Source organism: Anabaena cylindrica UHCC 0172 (assembly GCF_034931625.1).
GTDB lineage: Bacteria > Cyanobacteriota > Cyanobacteriia > Cyanobacteriales > Nostocaceae > Anabaena > Anabaena cylindrica_A.
On the sequence record NZ_JAYGGY010000011.1, the window covers coordinates 45902 to 63050 of the forward strand.

Sequence of the window (17149 nt, forward strand, 5' to 3'; positions counted from 1 at the left end):
TTCATCACCCATATTTGCAGAGGGAAAAAGAAAAGTTTGCTTGATCTGTCCTAGCTTAAATATTAAGAAATTGTGAATTTTTTAGATGGAAGTTACTTGAGTGTCTTCACTGTTTGATATGTTGGTAGGAATTAAACCTTGTATGGTTAGAACCGAGCAGTGAGCATGATGTAGTACGTAATTGCTAACACTGCCCAAGAAAAATTCACTGATTCCAGTTCTGCCTCTACGACCGACAATAATGAGGTCAGCTGGCAAATTTAATGCTAATTCACAAATGATGCGACCTGGATCGCCTACAGTTTGGGTCAACTCAGTTTTGATACCTGCATTAACTGCTGTTTGAGTGAGCGATCGCATCCAGTCGAGTCTTTCTTGCTTGAGTTTATCCCATGCTTGCATATACTGATTGATGTTTTCAGTATACAAAGTAGGATAAATTGTTTCTGGTTGCAAAAATATAGGATTGAGGTAAGGATCTTCTAAGGGCGATAGCACATGAAGCAACATTAAGGCTGCATTGCTTGTTTTTGCCAAAAATAAAGACTGCTCAAAAATATACTGGCTTGTTTCGGAGTTGTCTAGAGCAACTAAAATTTTGTGAAACATAGTTAATATTCCTTGAAGAGTAGGAAGCAATAAGCAGGTTTGAGCGCGAGTTTCGACAAGCTCAACTACCCTGTTAGCGGCTCAAATGAGCGATCGCAGAAGGTCTAAAAGAAAGTAGGAGGGAATAATCAAGCAAGTTTTATCAGCTTCTTCACAAATTCTGGGGGTTTAAATCTCCCTAACCGCACTGGAGTCACCATTACAAATCATCTTATACCTTTTTTGACCAGATAGTTATTTCTGATCACCTGCACTTTGGATCTACCATAGAAATAGAAGAGGATGTTTGAAAACTCTACAATTGTATCGAGATCTCTCCTCACCCCCCCATAAAAATTGGAGACTTGTTAGTCATCCAAAATCATTACCATGTGGTGATAGTCATGCTGAAAAGATTTCATAGCCGCACTGAAGCAGGACAAATTCTAGCACAACATTTAACAGCCTATGCTCACCGAGAAGACCTGCTAGTATTGGGTTTGCCTCGTGGGGGTGTGCCTGTCGCCTTTGAAGTAGCCAAAACCTTAAATGCACCTCTGGATGTCTGTATAGTGAGAAAACTCGGCGTACCTGGCCATAAAGAATTGGCAATGGGTGCAATTGCTGGTGGGGGGATGGGAGTACTAAATTATGATGTCATCAATGCCTTGGGAATAGACAGGGAAGTGATTGAGATAGTTGCTGCTGAAGAATTACAAGAATTACAGCGACGCGATCGCACTTATCGAGGTGATGCTCCGCCTTTAAACGTCAAAAATAAAACAGTGATTTTGATAGATGATGGTATTGCTACTGGCTCAACCATGCGAGCTGCGATCACAATCCTCAAACAACAGCAGCCGACAAAAATTGTTGTCGCAGTTCCAGTAGCACCAACAAGCACTTACCAAGAATTGCAGCTAGAAGTAGACGAAATAGTTTGTTTGCAAACTCCAAAACAAATGTCTGCTATTGGATTTTGGTATGAAGATTTTTCCCAAACTACCGATGAAGAAGTACGCGCACTTTTAGCCAAGCAATCAGATTTAAGAAAATTATCTTAGCTGCATACCCAACCTTACTCTCCTTCAGGTATTAGAGACTTCCAACTAAAAAAATATCCCGTCGCTGTGACGGCAGGGAGCAGGGGGGAAGAAAAGTCGCTTTGATTTGGTGAACTGGGATAGCGTACCCTACGGGATCTTGCTACGCGGAGCGTCCCGGAGGGAACTAGCGCTGCTGCAAGCAGTACATCTTTTTTGTGGAGTTCTCTTACTGTGACAGACTGTTATTTAAAAATCTATCACTCACACAAAGGTCGTGGTGTAGCATTTTTGGCTGTATTAGCTTATCCTGTGACAGTAGGAGGAAGGAATACTTGCAAGTAATTATACTGGATTGGCAATATCATAAGTAGAAAAAAGTGTCATCCTGAAGATAGATGTAGTTTACATAAAGTAGATACAATTGACACACAATTTCATTATGATGAATAAAAGTTTGCTAATAACAATGTTTAGATATGAATATCAGTTTAGAGAAATTTGAAAACTCGTCCATGCAAAAAATTGCTCACTCAATGACCATTGGATGTATAGTTTTAGGGTTGTGCAGTTGCGCGTTAATCAACTCAACTACACCAACCGCTTCTAATCCACCTGCTAGTCCGACTAATTCTTTAGACCAAAAGATCATCAAAATTGGCGGTTCCAGTTCCACCGCAACAGTTTTAAAACTATTGGCACAAGCTTATCAAGCCCAAAACAATAACATTAAAATTGAGTTTATCTCTAATACTCAGTCAGAAGGAACAATCGCCGCTTTAAAAAATGGCATCATTGATATCGCTAGTAGCAGCCACAAACTCAAACCAGAAGAAAATAACGGTCAAATTCAAGATCGTGAATTGGCAAAAGATATGTTATTAGTTGCTACAAACAACAGCGTTAAAGGTGTTACTAATTTATCCACTCAGCAATTAAAAGCCATTTATCAAGGTGACATTACCAATTGGCAAGAATTAGGTGGAGCCAATGCCAACATTATTGTGTTGGATAGACCTGAAGATGAATCAGCAAAAAAATTATTGCGAAAATACTATTTAGGAGCAGACAAAACTAGCACTAAGGCCATTATTTTGAATAAAGAAGGAGAATTAATTGAAACCTTAAAAAATACACCTAACTCCATCGGTGCTTTTTCTTCGGCATATTCTGTAATCAATCAATTACCAATCAATCGCCTTAGTCTCAATGATGTTGCACCCACAATAGAAAACTTCAAAAGTGGAAAATACCAAATGGTACGTTACATCGGCATAAACTGGAATAAAAAGCCTTCAGTACCTACTCAGAATTTTATTAATTTTATATTCAGTGAAGAAGGTAATAAAATTCTCCAAAAAAATGGTTTTATCCCTAATTAATTAAATCATATTACTATGCAGAGATTTTTTAGGCGGCTGAATCTGAGCCAAAAAATTGTCATACCACTACTCATAGTTTACTTGAGCGTATTCACATCGGGCTTAATAGTAATAGGAAATTGGTTTACGAAGAGTTTAGAGAAAAATTTTCGTCAAGATTTAGAAAGATTTACTGAACGAGTTGATCAAGATTTTCAGTATGAACAGCAAATTCTACAAACTAAAATCGAACTAATTGCTTATCAAGATCAGCTTGAGCAAGCTATTGAGCAACGAAATAAAGGATTACTGTTACAGGTATTATTGCCACTGAAGACAGTATTAAAATTGGATTGGCTGAAAATAGTTGATACTAAAAACAACGTCCTCACAGACTTGCGTAGCATTTCACTATCTGAGATGAAAGTATCAGATCAAGTAATTATCAGTAGTGCCAGTAATGGAGCGCAATTAATTGATTTCCTTGATGTGGAAGGTGGGAAAAAAATTCTTCAGAGTGTGACTTATTCAATCAAAACACCAACAGGATTAATAGGAGGAATCATTATTGGCAACTTAGTAGATGATAACCTACTGAAAAAAATTGTGGCTGGTTCTTCCAAACACCTGATTACCCGAAAAAACAATCATATAATTGCAACAACCTTATTGATACCGCAGAATGGTAATTGGCAATTGCCCGATCCTGGATTGCCCGTGACAGAAATTATGATTGATAACCAGAAATATTTAGCCAAAAGCATCTTAGTTTCTGGAAATAGTCATACCTTGACCACTACAGTCTTGTTGCCTACATCAACACTAAAAATGGAGCAATGGAGACTATGGCAACAATTGGGATTATTGTATGTATTTGGTAGTGCTATTGTGGCAATCGCCGGATTTTTAACTGTGCAAACAATTACTCGTCCCCTAAAAGTTGTTACACAGATTGCACAGCAAGTCACCCAAGAATCTAATTTTGATCTCCAAGCTCCTGTCACAACTCAAGATGAAGTTGGGATATTAGCCATTTCTTTTAACCAGTTAATTCAACAGGTAAAGCAATTGTTAGTAGAACAATATGAAGCCAATCAAAAGCTAGAGGTTTACAGCCAAATACTAGAACAAAAAGTAGAAGATCGCACGCAAGAACTGCGGCAAAAAAATATAGACCTCAATCACACTCTACATGAACTTAAACTTACCCAATCCCAATTAATTCAAAATGAAAAAATGTCTTCTTTGGGACAGATGATTGCTGGTATTGCTCATGAAATCAACAACCCAGTTAATTTCATTTATGGAAATCTCAAGCATACTGAAGATTATGCTCAACAGTTACTATGGTTAATTCAACTTTATCAAAAATATTATCCCTACCCAGAATTAGAAATTAAAAATGCTCAAGAAGAAGCTGATATTAAATTTTTAATGGAAGATTTCCCTAAAATCTTCACTTCCATGAAGATTGGAGCCAGTCGCATACGAGAAATAGTTCTCAGTTTACGAATTTTTTCTCGTTTGGATGAAGCCGATTTTAAAATTGCCGATCTCCATGAGGGAATTGATAGCACCCTGTTAATTTTACAACACCGTCTCAAATCCCAAAACATAGATAAAAGCGGGCATTTAGATCAACCTCGCCCTCAAATTACAGTGATGAAAGAGTATGGTGATATCCCTAAAATCAGGTGCTTTCCAGGACAATTAAATCAAGTATTTATGAACGTCTTGGTTAATGCTATTGATGCTTTGGAGGAAGCTTTTCAAAATAGTTGTTGTCCAGAACCCATAATTTGTATTTCTTCAGAGCAGGTGAATGAAAATGTTGTTGTTCATATTACTGATAATGGCACAGGGATTCCAGAAGCAATCCAGTCTCATCTATTTGACCCCTTTTTCACTACAAAACCAGTTGGCAAAGGTACTGGTATAGGATTATCAATTAGCTACCAGATAATTACTGAAAAACATGGTGGTTCCTTGCGTTGCATTTCATCACTGGGTCAGGGTACAGAGTTTGTAATTACCATCCCTATTCATTAGATCTTTTGAAAAATCCCCAAAAGTACTGATATTAGTAACGGCTTAAATATGTCTTTAGGTATAAGAATAAACCGATTATTTTTGCTAAAGTAGAAGGATGAAAAAAGCAAATTCGTTCAGTTTTCAAGAGTAGAAATGCTGATGATAATAAGTTAAGTATAATCTTAAAAGCTTCTTAATCATCAGTATTTAATTCCCTCTTTCTCTTTCCTAGTCAAAGGATTGAAGGAAGACATATTAGAAAATAAAGACTTCTTCCCTACCCATAGAGGCAGCATCCTAAATATGCGGAATGTCCTCAAAATAGAAGTCTGTAGCTATGCAAATAAAGTCTACCTTCTCAGGCTGAGATTAATCAGCTTAGGTGGAATTAGTTTGTGTTGCTGCCAGTTTTATCTGCTTTTTTCAATTTGATGAAAGGATTGTCTTATACTTTTTAAGTATACACCCTTAATCAATTCAACACCTTTAAAAATCAGAAGTTTTGGAATTTAGAGAATGATTTTACTTCAAGAATTTCGTAAAATATTGCTAACCGTTAGCCTAGTTTTATTAGTTTCAACTTCTATAGCATTGGGTTTAGGTTCTGGCGATAGTTTAGCTGCAACTCCACTCACAGATATAATTAGTCAACAACCTATTAAAATAGCAACAATGGATAGAGCAAAAGCTATTTTCAAGAATATTGAAGGGCAAAGTCAAGAAGCAGTTGGCAATATTACCGGCAACCGGAAAGACCAAATTGTTGGCAAAGTTAAACAAGGAGAAAGCCAAGTTCGTAACACGATAGAAGACGTGAAAAGTAATCTGAATTTATCAGGAAGAGCAAAAGCAGTTTCTAAAAATATTGAAGGCAAAAGTCAAGAAGCTGCTGGCAATATTACCGGCGACCTCAAAGACCAAGCTGCTGGCAAAGCTAAACAAGTAGAAAGTCAATTTCGTAACACGATAGAAGATGTAAAAGATAATATTCAAAACATCCTCAATTAGTGTGACATTTGCTTAAGCTCTATTCGTTTGTATTTTAATTCCACCAATTATTTCCGATAGCTACTATGACTAACCCCAAAAATCCTAATCCTAATAACAGTGAAGATAAAGTGACCTCTTATGGAGACGGTTACTCTGATGGTCGTGTTTCTGGAACAAATATCAAGAACGAAACGCTAAAAGTGCGCGATCAAAACAATGCTGCTGGTGGCTTGTTAATTGGTATCGGTATTACCGCTTTGTTAGGACTGAGTGGAATTGCTTTCTATCTCTGGGGGCGGACACCAAGCAATCCGGTAATTGTTACACCTGCTCCTGCGGCTCCTCAACAGCCAGCTAAACAGACAACTATCATTGAAAAGACGAATACTGTTGAGCGTGTTCCAGTACCAGTGGCTGTTCCGACTCCTCCACAAAATGCGCCTAATATCAATGTTAAAGTTGACGTTCCAAAGTCGGAAGCACCTAAAGAAGGCAAGACAGATGTTAATGTGATTGTCCCTAATAATTCACAGCCTGCTACTGCTCCACAGAACAAGACGACTAACGAAGCTCCTCCTGAATCGTCCACCAAGACTCCAACTCCACAACCGACCTCTAGCCCAGATACGAGTTCAAGCCCCTAGTATGGCGTAAAACCCATACCTTTCAAATCAGTAATTTTTCACCCACTTTAATGGTGGGTTTATTTGCGCCGATTTGTACTAAGACATATCCAGTTGAACTTAACTGATTCAGAGGTTGTTTGAAAAGTCCCTCATTGTGTATCACATATTTTCAGATCCCCCCAACCCCCCTTAAAAAGGGGGGCTAAATTCATCAAAGTCCCCTTTTCTAAGGGGGATCTACAAGTGTTAAATACTACACGAAAAACTTTTAAAACATCCTCTCAGTTACAGAAATTAAAGTTGGCTAAAAAATTAGTAATATATTATCAAGTTGTTGAGCAGTAAACCGCTTAATTAGCTTACCCTGAGGGAATGCTCCGTGTACATCCCCGGCTTAAAAGACCATTAAACCCTAAAAAGTTTTTTGGCTTCCGTGAGCGTCAGCAGAACGGGTTTTAGGGGTAAATTCCGGAGTTTTTAGCCTATTTTCTGATAAATTTTATGCGTTTACCCGACGAACCAGATTTGCCAGCGCAAATTAATATTGTCCCAATGATTGATGTTATCTTTGCAATTCTGACATTTTTCATTATGTCAACTTTGTTTTTAACTCGTTCGGAAGGATTACCAGTTAATTTACCTAAAGCAGCAACAGCAAAATCACAAGCAGCAACAGAACCAATTACGGTGACAGTAGACAAAGGTGGCAAAATTAGCCTCAACCGTGAAGAAGTCAGCCTCAATAGTTTGCCAGAAAATGTGCGGGAATTAATGGGAAATAATACAGAAGTAGTGGTAATTATTAACGCTGATCAGAATGCTACTCATGGACGAGTAGTGGGAGTTATGGATCGTTTACGTCAGGTGCAGGGAGTAAAATTAGCGATCGCAACTCAAAAACCTTAATCAGGTAATTGGTAATTGGTAATTGGTAATTAGATTTTACCTTTACCCATTATCTATTTTTCCGAGATTGCTAGGAGACTCTACAATTGATGAGCAATGACTCCTGACTCCTGTATTCTATGTATTAATCACCGTTTGAGCAGAAGATATTGAAGGAAAAGTCTATGACTATTTGGGTAAATGAGCAAATTGATCCATCGGGAATGATTTATGCTTGCATTGCTTGTTGTAATGAATCTCAAGCTCAAGATTGTCATGAATCATTTCAAAAAGGTTTAACCGAAAAGCAAAAAGCAGATGGTTGGGTTGCACAATTACGGTTAGTCAATTCTTGGGATGATGTCCCAGTTAATGCTTTAAAGCTCAGTTAAATCGGTATAAAATTGGTTATGAAATTTGGATGAAATTTGGATGTTTGTTTTGCTCAACTTTAAATATCAACAAAATGGGATGATTTTTTGGAAGTTTTCAGGGTTATCATCATATTCAAAGAATAAACTTGCAAAATCCGCATAAATGTGGTGAATTATCCCAGTGTTTGCACTTCAGAGCAAAACTATCCCATTAATTTAGTTGGCAAAACGGGACAAGCTGTTCAAATTTCCATTCATAATCCCAGTCAGTATATCTGTGCCAACTGCGAACAGATTTTACCAGATTGGAAACAGCAACAGTTTTTGTGGGTAGTAGTTATCTTGCAGCAATCACGATATCAATTGGAAGACAAGACCGCACAAACGGAAGCAGAAAAAGAAAGATTGCGGGAAAAGTTTATGCGGTTTGGTTGTGACGTGGCATTTAATTTGCGCGATCGCGGTTATTTGACAGACATCATTGATCCCCGCACTGGCTATCCTTTACTTTCCCATCCTGGCCCAGTTCCCCACGATGACACAGCAGTAGCTAAAGCCTTACTAAATTATCCGGTTATTCAAAATAAATGTCGTGTGCTGGTACATCCTCAATGGGGAACTGCGGTTTATCCCAGTATTTTGCTTTCCGAAGCACCCCCGGAAATGATTGAATTAGTTACGAGAGCGATCGCACCACTGCATGGGTGGACACAGATGAGTGATACCAAGTCCGGTTGTGATCGTTAAGACGGCAGGGGGCAGGGGGAAAGAGAATTTTAGCCCACATTCAGCAGGTAATTTAAGACAAAAAATAATATCGGAGTCCAAAAATTGGTAAAAAAGCTCTCTCGGTATAAGCTGTGATCGGTTGGCTCATGGGCTGTTGGCGTTTGGTCAGAGACTATGAATTTCTGCCGGAAACATCAGAGACCTTTATTTACTTTGCCATGATCCGGATCATGGTGCGCCGACTGGCATAAATTTTGACCCCTCAAAACTTTTCAAACACCCTCTCAGGGATACAGTATGATATAAGTCCAGATTTTACTCGTTTGCAGTATATTTCATATTAATAGAGCATGAAAAAAAGACCCCATAAATCAATATTTATGAAGTCTAAAGATTTTAGGCACAGTTGAAGATATCACCAATCATTTTATCAATTAGAGCAGGTCATTTCTCCACTAATAAAACTCTGGCAGATGTTGCTAATATCTCAAACTTGGAACCTAAAAGCCTACAGGTCAATTATTTCCACACTCTATCAGACATAATGAAAGTTATGTAGCCAAATTGGCTATTTTTAATGCTGTGGGTGATTACAAATTATTAGATCAGGGAAACCCAAAAAATAAATTACCCAAAAATTGCGATGCAGCCTTACCAAACCTAGAAATTGGAGATTTTTTATTTGGAAGTACCCAACTCAATTTTTGTGGGTATTTCCACTAGCTGATAGAGCCTATCTTCAAACTTTTGGGTACATACTGACCAATCAAATTCTAATATAGAAGGACGAGCTTGTTGAGATAATTGTGCTTTGAGTTCAGGATTTTCGAGAATAGCAATGATCTTTTCAGCAAAATCTGTAGGGTTATTCGGTTGAGCGAGAAAGCCATTATGCCCTGGTATTACCTGTTCAGCAGTTGAGGGAGCGATCGCAGCAACTAAAGGAGTTCCTGAAGCTAAAGCTTCATTATTTGTAGTACAAAAGTTTTCAGTAACTGAAGGATTAATAAATACATCTGCTCTAGCAAACCATCCCAAAAGTTCTGTACCGTGAGACTCACCCCAAATCGTCACACCAGATGGATAATTTTGAGCGCGACGACGAATTTCTTGATCTAAAGGACCACTACCAACAATGACCAAGTGAACATCAGGAATTTTAGCTGCAATTAATGGATATGCATCTAAAAGTTGAGTAACATTTTTTTCTGCGGTAATCCGTCCTACAAAAAGAATAGTCGGTCGCTTATCTTCGGGAATTGGATCATAACAAATGTTACGAGGATGGAATTTTTCACAATTAATTCCTTGATAAGGAAGGTATTCACCAGTTTGGCATTTTAGCTTTTGATATTTGGTTAATTGTTCTCTAGAAGAAAATAAATTGAGGTTATAAGATTCACTAAACTGTTTCACTAAAAACGGCACAATTGGACTAACTAAGTTGAAGAATATATCTCCTAAGTAATATCGAATATAGGCCACAATATCCGTATGAAAAATGGAAATAATCGGAGTTTTAGTTTTCTTCGCATATTTAACTCCCACAGGACGGCCGTAACCTTGTAAGAAAAATGAGTATAGTCCTCTCATTTGCGCTGCTTCTTCAACTACGATGATGTCAGGACGGAACTTTTCTAGTAATTTAGTATCGTTCCAATGCCGATAGTTTAATGGTTGTGGTAAAGATTTGTAGAAGATTAGCGGTTTTGTGGGAAAGGCAAATGATGAAAAATTGGGGAAAATTTCTAGTTCTTCTAGTCCCGGCATGGGACGATTACCAACTTGTTTAGGATACAGATTATTGATTTCTGGGTGAATGAGAAAAACCTCATGTCCTTGTTCAAGTAACCAACGCACTCGTTGATGTACTGCAACTGAAACTCCTGTTAAAAAGGGAGCAAATAATCCTGTAAATAATGCTATGCGTAGAGGTTTGTTTTTCATGATTAAAGTAAATATTTGATGAAAATGATATATTTAGGATTTACGCAGTAACTATTTCATGAAAATGCTGGATTTTGGATTTTTTCTTCAACCAAATACCAACATGAAATTACAGAGAAAGCTTGCCATCAATTGGTTGATCTAACCATTGATAAGGATGATATTCAACTAAGCGAATATTCCAGGGACCTTGGACTCGATAGGTAAGACCACGCCATGTAACTGTTGACATCCAGAGAGAAGATATCATTGCTAATCCATACACCCACTGTGTCAGAGGAATGGCAATTAACATTTTCATGATTGTAGCCAGCGACACTTGAGCAATTGTTTGACCTTGAGAGCGAATTACTTCCTGTACTCCTAGTTCCATTACCAACATGAGCAAGAGTAATCCGATGGTATAGATGCTATAAGACTTCAATAAGAAAGCTGCATCTTTCCATTCTGCTCCTAACAAAAATCCTAGACTTAAGATGATGACTAGAGTAGGAAATAGAATGCTGGAAACAGCATCACTGACTAAAGCCAACCAATTAGGGTGATAAAGTCGTGAGCAAAGTATTAAGCGTTTGAGAGATGCAAATAAATTTGGCAAATCGCATTCTTCTCGATTAACCATTAATAAAGAAGGCACAAACTTAATTTGCAATTTGTGTTTTTTGATGACTTTATGCATGAGCATATCATCACCAAAAGCTTCTCCCCACTTCTCAAGTAGTTCTGTTTTGTGCAGGAGTTCTGTTTTAATTGCTAAACTCCCACCCCAAGGAACTTGAAATAGGAACATTTGCACGACGGTGGAGACGTTGCCGGCATAGCGAACTAAAGAACCCCAATAATTACCTGTGGGTAAGTACCAACGGTTTCCTGTGGTTAGTCCGACTTTGCTATCGGTGAGAGGACTAACTAATTCTCGCAACCAATTGGGGTGAACTATGGTATCTGCGTCTACTAAAGCAACTACTTTGTAAGAGTCATCTAAGTCAGAGACGGCTTGGACTAAAGAACTACATTTGAGACTACAATTGTGGCGGACTGTTCTCAAAGTGCTAATTTGGACATTAGTTGCAGTAGTTTCTGCGATCGCTTCTTTGGCAATTTTAAACGCTGGATCTTCTGGACTGTCAACGATCAGCTTTAAATCATACTGCGGGTAGTTTTGCTGTAAGAGCGATCGCACACAATTAGGTAAAAATGGATCTGCACCTCGTAAACACAGAATTATTGCCGTTTTGGGTAACTGGTCATCTGATAATAAGGGTTGTTTGTATGAGCGCAGATACCATAAAAATACTAGCGTTAAAGCTACCTGAATAACCAGCCAACTCATCAAAGAGTTAGACAAAAATGTCATCAAATCTTGCATGAATCTATCGTCTCCAGAAGGATGAGAGATTGGAGATGGGGATATAGGGAGAATTTTGATCTTTACTTCTATCTCCTCCCTATTTCCTATTTACTGTTCCTTATTCTCTAGGGATCAAGAGAATATTTAATATTTATATTGATAGTTGTATTTTTGGTCATTTTAAAACTAGCATCGCGGAATTTTGGTGTACCAGTTTGGATAGAAACAGTGGGATTTTTGGAAACACCAAAACCTTCTTGAGGAATACCAAAAAAATCTTTATTGAGTTTGCGGTCGCCATTTTGATCATCAACTACAGCAACAGCATAAGTCCCAGGTTTCAAGCCAGAAAATACCTTCGTTACAGATTTTCCAGCAATCTTAGTACAGCCACTTTGAACTTCACTAGAATTATTTGTAGGAAATCCTTTTTCAGAAGCATAAATTCTCAAGCAAACTTCACCAGTTTTGTGACGGATATTATTCACTACTACAGTCAGTTTCATGTTTGATTCTGCATGAACTGTTTTAGCACAACTGAGAGTTAATAAAGTTGCAAACAATAGATAAGAAAGGCGTGTTAGCTTCAACATAAACTGATATTTGTCTCCAGGTAAGATTGATATGCTTAGGTACTTAAATAAAAGCTAAATAGAGAAATTCCACATCGACTCTTAATCATAAAATTCCATCTAATTTTCAATAACTATCCTGAGGAAGTATTATTTCTCAAGCATAATTATGTATCAATACTGCTCGGTTAAGGCTCAAAAGTTATTATATGGTAGGTTGGGTTGAGGCACGAAACCCAACATTATCAAGGATTTTGTTGGGTTTCGCTGTCGCTCAACCCAACCTACATTTCCTTAACAGACAAGTATTGAATTATGTATGGGAATTAGAGTATTTTAGAAAAAGTGGTAGCTGATGTATTGAAATTTTAGACCCTCCTAAATCACCCTGAGAAAGAAGGACTTTAAAATAATTATTTCCCTCTTTTTTTAGGTGGATTAGAGAGATATCAATACAACCATAAATTTTTCAAACATCACGATTACGCATTGATGGAAAACACCAAATATGAGAAATGGGTTTCAGTTTCTTGTAGAGTGCGTTAGATGTAAAAAAATGGGCGTTGCTGAATTGAAGTATGAAAATCAAAAATTTCATCTCTTAAACTCTTCCTCTCTGCGCCTCTGCGTGAGAAAAATTCATACCTTCATTCACCAACGCCAAAAAATGTAGATATTCTCCCAATTCTTGTATGACTATCTGTAGATGCATTTTCTGATTAACAAAAAACTATTTCATCAATTTTTGCAGATCAGTTTTTTGCAACCATTCATGTGTACGTTTCATTCCCTCTTCCAAGTCAACTTTTGGTTTATAGTTTAAGATATTTTCAGCTTTAGCAATAGAATAAGCATAGGGACGACTCATGAAATCAACAGACTCAGGGAGAATATCAGCTTTTTTCCGAAACAGCTTTTGTCCTTGATGACGCACACGAAGAAATAACTTCATTTCCTCTTTAGGAAGAGACATCGGTGCAGATAAATTTTCCATTGCTGCTAAGTGAATAAAATACTCTTTCCAGGAAGTTTTTTCTCCGTCTGTAATATTAAAAATTTCGCCATAGCTTTCCTTTTCCATAGCTAAGAAAATGGCATCAATCAAATTATCTATATATAAATGATTCATGACTCCCTTACCATCATTTGCATAAGCAAATAATTTTTGTCGCATCATCAAAACTGGTCGTACTATCCAAGGAATACTTCCTGGCCCATAAACATCTCCAGGACGGATAATAATAATACCAAAATCTGATGATGAATTTAATTTTAATAGTTCTGTCTCTGCTTCAATTTTTGTCTGACAGTAAGGATTATTATCTCCTGATAGTAACCCTGATTCTGTAACATTATCGGCATAGTCAAAGCCATAAACTAAAACACTAGAAAGATGTACAAATGTTTTAATACCAGATTGCTTTGCAGCTTTAGCTATATTGAGAGTACCACTAACATTTATGTCACGAAAATTCTTCAGTTCTCCAGCTTCTTCAGCAAGTTGAGTTGTATGTAGAACAATATCTACTCCTTGACAAGCCTGTTGAGCAATTTTTGCATCAGTGATACTACCAACAATAATTTCAACTCCCAAATTTTGGAGATTTTTATTCTGCACTGAAGAGCTTTGTAAGCCTCGTACTTTCATCCCTTGAGCGATCGCTAATTCGGCTGCACGTAAGCCGATAAATTCATCAATGCCAGTGATTAGAAGAGTTTTGCTGTGAAGGTTCATAGTAGGATATTGATAGGTAAATATGTTGACCAAGAAGAATACAGAAGTTCAGGAGTTCAGAAGTTCAGGAGAATCCTGGATGGGAGGACTTACTGAAGTTCTGGCGACTGACAGGGAGAAAGGGTCACAAGTCCCCACTAAAATGTTGTTTCAGTGGCTAACTTTCAGGTAAGGTTTGAATCTTCATTTGAAAGACATTCTGAACTCCTTTCAATTAAATTACTGAATTTATTCTAGATTTACTAGAAAATATCAGCCGGATCTGCGGAGCGAAGTTTATTAATAGCTAATGCTCCAGAAGTTATACAGATTAAAACTGTAGAAGTTAAGACTATTAAGGCATTATTGGGAGTCATAATGATAGGTAATTTAGTCGATTTCATGGCAAAATTATATAGCATTAAAGAAACAATAAATCCTGGTATATAAGATAATATTGCCAAGATTAACGCCTGTTGAAAAACTACATTTAATAAATATCCATTGGCATAACCAATAGCTTTTAAAGTGGCATAGGCAATAAATTGAGTGGCTATATTGCTATATAGAATTTGATAAACTATGACGACACCAACCACAGAAGCCATTGTTAACATGAGGTTAAGTATGAAACCAATAGGAGTTCTTACAGACCAATATTTTTTTTCAAAGTCAATAAAGCCTTGACGAGTAAAAATCTGCACGTCACTAGGTAAACTGGCTTTCAAATTTGCTAAAACCTTATTTGTATCAACGCCAGATTTGAGTTTAATAATACCTACATCTATCTTGTCTACAGGACGACTATTAGGATTTATCCTTAAGAAAGTTGAGTCACTCACAATTAAATTGCCATCTACACCAAAGGAAGGTCCTAAACTGAATAAACCACCTACTCTGACTCGATAACCTCTGGCAGCATCAAAGGGAAAAATTTCAATTGTTTGTTCCGTATCACCGCGTTGAAATTTTTCTGCTATTGGCCCAAATTCTGGTCGAGAATCTCTGTCAAATAGCATGACATCAGGAATTTTGAGTTTATCTAAATTTTGCTCAAGTTCAGGGATATTCATCACTGGTTTTCCCGGATCAAAACCAATTACATATATTGAATATTTTTCACCGGTTGCAGGATTTTTTAATTTGGCAAATTGTAAATACATTGGACTCACAGACTCTACACCCTCAAACCCTAAAGTTTGATGTAAACGAATCCGAGAAAAGCTTTGATTTGAAGTCAAAGATTTATATTGAGAACTGACTAAAAATAAATCACCTTTGAGGTTTTGGTGTAATGCTGTCGCACTAGAATAGAGTGCATCTTGAAACCCTAATTGAATAAACATCAGCAGCACAATAAAAGCAATTCCGGCTACAGCTACGACAAAACGTACTTTTTGCTGGACTAACTGTAGCCATGCTAAAGGAATTTTGATATTCATATATTTGTCTTTATTTGTTAGTCATTAGTAAGTGGTATTTGGGTTATTGATCTCCCCATATCTCCATCTTTCCCTATTCTCTCTTTTGCTAATGACTAGATTTGAATAGCAACATCTACTTGCAAGTTAGTGAAACGAGATACCTTTTGAATATCAGCAGGGTTATCAATTGATATTTTGACTTCAATGATTCTGCGATCTGTATCTGAATAAGGGTTAATGCTAAAGATGTTTTGTTTGTCAACTTGCCAACCAATTTCTTTCACTGTTCCCTGTATTTTGTCAGGAAAAGCTGTGCTAGTAACCATAGCTTTTTGACCAACCCGTACTTTTTGAATATCGGTTTGATAAACTTCAGCAATCACATTCATTTCTGATATTTTACCAAGTTCAGCAAAACCAGATGTAGCGATTACTTCACCATTTTTGGCATGAATTTTCAAGACTCTGGCATCTATGGGAGATTTGATATAAGTTAAATCGTGGTCTGCTTTGGCTTGTTGAATAGCAGTGTTAGCGCTTTTGACTTCACTTTCTGCTAACTGAATATCTACACTACGTACTTCTTTAATGCTGTTGAGTCTAGCGTTTGCTTCCTTAATTTGATCTTTCAGGGTGTCTTGAGTACGTATAAGAGCAGCTTTGGCTTCTGTTAACTGTTGTTGTGCTATTTTGAGTTGTAAAGCCTTGGTATCAGCGATGGAAGCAGAAACTGCACCGTCTTTATATAATTGTTGATAGCGATCGCTCTCAGTTTGAGCATTATCTACTTCAGCTTGGATGCGGTTAATTGCTGCCACTTGAGCCGCAATATCACCTTTTAATTGTGAATCTAAACGAGTAATGGTGGCTTTTTGAGCATTAATATCACCTGGTTTAGCACCAGCTTTTACCTGTGTTAGTTTAGATTTAGCAATTAGTAGTTTGTCAAAAGCTTGTTTAATAGCAGTTTTAGAACGAGCATAGTCATCTAAATAAGCTAATATTTGTCCAGTTTTAACTTCGTCTCCTTCAGCTATCAACAGTTTTTCTACACGTACACCGTTGATGGAATTAGGAGCAGACAAATAAGTAATTTTACCTTGTGGTTGCAATCTTCCCAAAGCAGTTACAGCAACTTTGCTAGAAGTCGTTTGAGGAGAATTAACAGAGGAAGACTGTAGCTGAGAATTAGGTTGCGTCTTCAATTGAGAAAAACTGTAAAAAGATGCTAAACCGGCAGCTAATGTAATAGAAGCAGCCAAAATTATTTTCCATTTCATAGCAGTTTTTTTCAATAATTGGCTTTCTTTGTTTTCTGCCATATTTTTATTCCAAGTATTTTCTGCTCAGGGATAATCGTGATAGCTATATCAATTCAATTTCAGACAATTTTGGATTTTAGATTTCGTGGGAGTTTCGACAAGCTTAACTACCGCGTTAGTCGAAGGATTTGGGATTGATTCCACGGATAAATCTGGGGGTCTTTACCATCAATGAATCATTGATCATAGACT

The 17149-nt window shown here is 37.2% G+C and carries 15 protein-coding genes and 1 pseudogene; 9 read left to right on the top strand and 7 right to left on the bottom strand.

The genetic code is table 11. The annotated features are described in order from the left end of the window. Window positions 1–81: 81 nt before the first annotated feature. A complete protein-coding gene (locus tag VB713_RS05180) occupies window positions 82–609 on the bottom strand; it encodes a universal stress protein (RefSeq protein ID WP_323310513.1) in 528 nt (175 codons plus the stop codon). Between the two features lie 383 nt (window positions 610–992). Between VB713_RS05180 and VB713_RS05185 the strand changes: the two genes are divergently transcribed. From VB713_RS05185 to VB713_RS05225, 9 genes and pseudogenes are all read left to right on the top strand, one after another. After that, entirely contained in the window at window positions 993–1652 is a 660-nt protein-coding gene (locus tag VB713_RS05185) for a phosphoribosyltransferase (RefSeq protein WP_323310514.1), read from the top strand. Between the two features lie 494 nt (window positions 1653–2146). After that, window positions 2147–3013, top strand: coding sequence for a substrate-binding domain-containing protein (locus VB713_RS05190; RefSeq protein ID WP_323310515.1), 867 nt, complete (start codon window positions 2147–2149; stop codon window positions 3011–3013). 15 nt (window positions 3014–3028) lie between these two features. After that, window positions 3029–5041, top strand: coding sequence for an ATP-binding protein (locus VB713_RS05195; protein ID WP_323310516.1), 2013 nt, complete (start codon window positions 3029–3031; stop codon window positions 5039–5041). An 807-nt stretch (window positions 5042–5848) separates the two neighbouring features. Continuing rightward, a complete protein-coding gene (locus tag VB713_RS05200) occupies window positions 5849–6031 on the top strand; it encodes a CsbD family protein (RefSeq protein ID WP_323310535.1) in 183 nt (60 codons plus the stop codon). 65 nt (window positions 6032–6096) lie between these two features. Continuing rightward, entirely contained in the window at window positions 6097–6657 is a 561-nt protein-coding gene (locus VB713_RS05205; protein WP_323310517.1) for a hypothetical protein, read from the top strand. A 483-nt stretch (window positions 6658–7140) separates the two neighbouring features. Then, window positions 7141–7545, top strand: coding sequence for a biopolymer transporter ExbD (locus VB713_RS05210; RefSeq protein WP_323310518.1), 405 nt, complete (start codon window positions 7141–7143; stop codon window positions 7543–7545). Window positions 7546–7709: 164 nt separating this feature from the next. Further along, window positions 7710–7916 (top strand): glycogen debranching protein, encoded by a 207-nt coding sequence (locus tag VB713_RS05215; RefSeq protein WP_323310519.1) that lies wholly within the window; start codon window positions 7710–7712, stop codon window positions 7914–7916. Between the two features lie 147 nt (window positions 7917–8063). Continuing rightward, the gene (locus VB713_RS05220) at window positions 8064–8645 is read left to right on the top strand and encodes a methylmalonic aciduria and homocystinuria type D protein (protein WP_323310520.1); all 582 of its coding nucleotides are present in this window, start codon (window positions 8064–8066) and stop codon (window positions 8643–8645) included. Between the two features lie 119 nt (window positions 8646–8764). Next, window positions 8765–8878: pseudogene (locus VB713_RS05225) on the top strand (IS5/IS1182 family transposase); the annotation flags it as partial. Between the two features lie 427 nt (window positions 8879–9305). Here the strand turns inward: VB713_RS05225 and VB713_RS05230 are convergent. The 6 genes from VB713_RS05230 to VB713_RS05255 form a co-directional block, all read right to left on the bottom strand. Further along, window positions 9306–10574, bottom strand: a complete 1269-nt coding sequence (locus VB713_RS05230; protein WP_323310521.1) for a glycosyltransferase — start codon at window positions 10572–10574, stop codon at window positions 9306–9308. A gap of 109 nt (window positions 10575–10683) precedes the next feature. After that, on the bottom strand, window positions 10684–11943 hold the full coding sequence (locus VB713_RS05235; protein WP_323310522.1) for a glycosyltransferase family 2 protein: 1260 nt from the start codon (window positions 11941–11943) through the stop codon (window positions 10684–10686). A 107-nt stretch (window positions 11944–12050) separates the two neighbouring features. After that, window positions 12051–12518 carry a DUF2141 domain-containing protein gene (locus VB713_RS05240; RefSeq protein ID WP_323310523.1) on the bottom strand — a complete coding sequence of 156 codons (468 nt, stop codon included), beginning with the start codon at window positions 12516–12518 and terminating at the stop codon, window positions 12051–12053. A gap of 709 nt (window positions 12519–13227) precedes the next feature. After that, a complete protein-coding gene (locus VB713_RS05245; RefSeq protein WP_323310524.1) occupies window positions 13228–14232 on the bottom strand; it encodes an NAD-dependent epimerase/dehydratase family protein in 1005 nt (334 codons plus the stop codon). A 242-nt stretch (window positions 14233–14474) separates the two neighbouring features. After that, entirely contained in the window at window positions 14475–15653 is a 1179-nt protein-coding gene (gene devC, locus VB713_RS05250) for an ABC transporter permease DevC (protein ID WP_323310525.1), read from the bottom strand. Window positions 15654–15748: 95 nt separating this feature from the next. Continuing rightward, on the bottom strand, window positions 15749–16957 hold the full coding sequence (locus VB713_RS05255) for an ABC exporter membrane fusion protein (protein WP_323310526.1): 1209 nt from the start codon (window positions 16955–16957) through the stop codon (window positions 15749–15751). Window positions 16958–17149 lie beyond the last annotated feature (192 nt).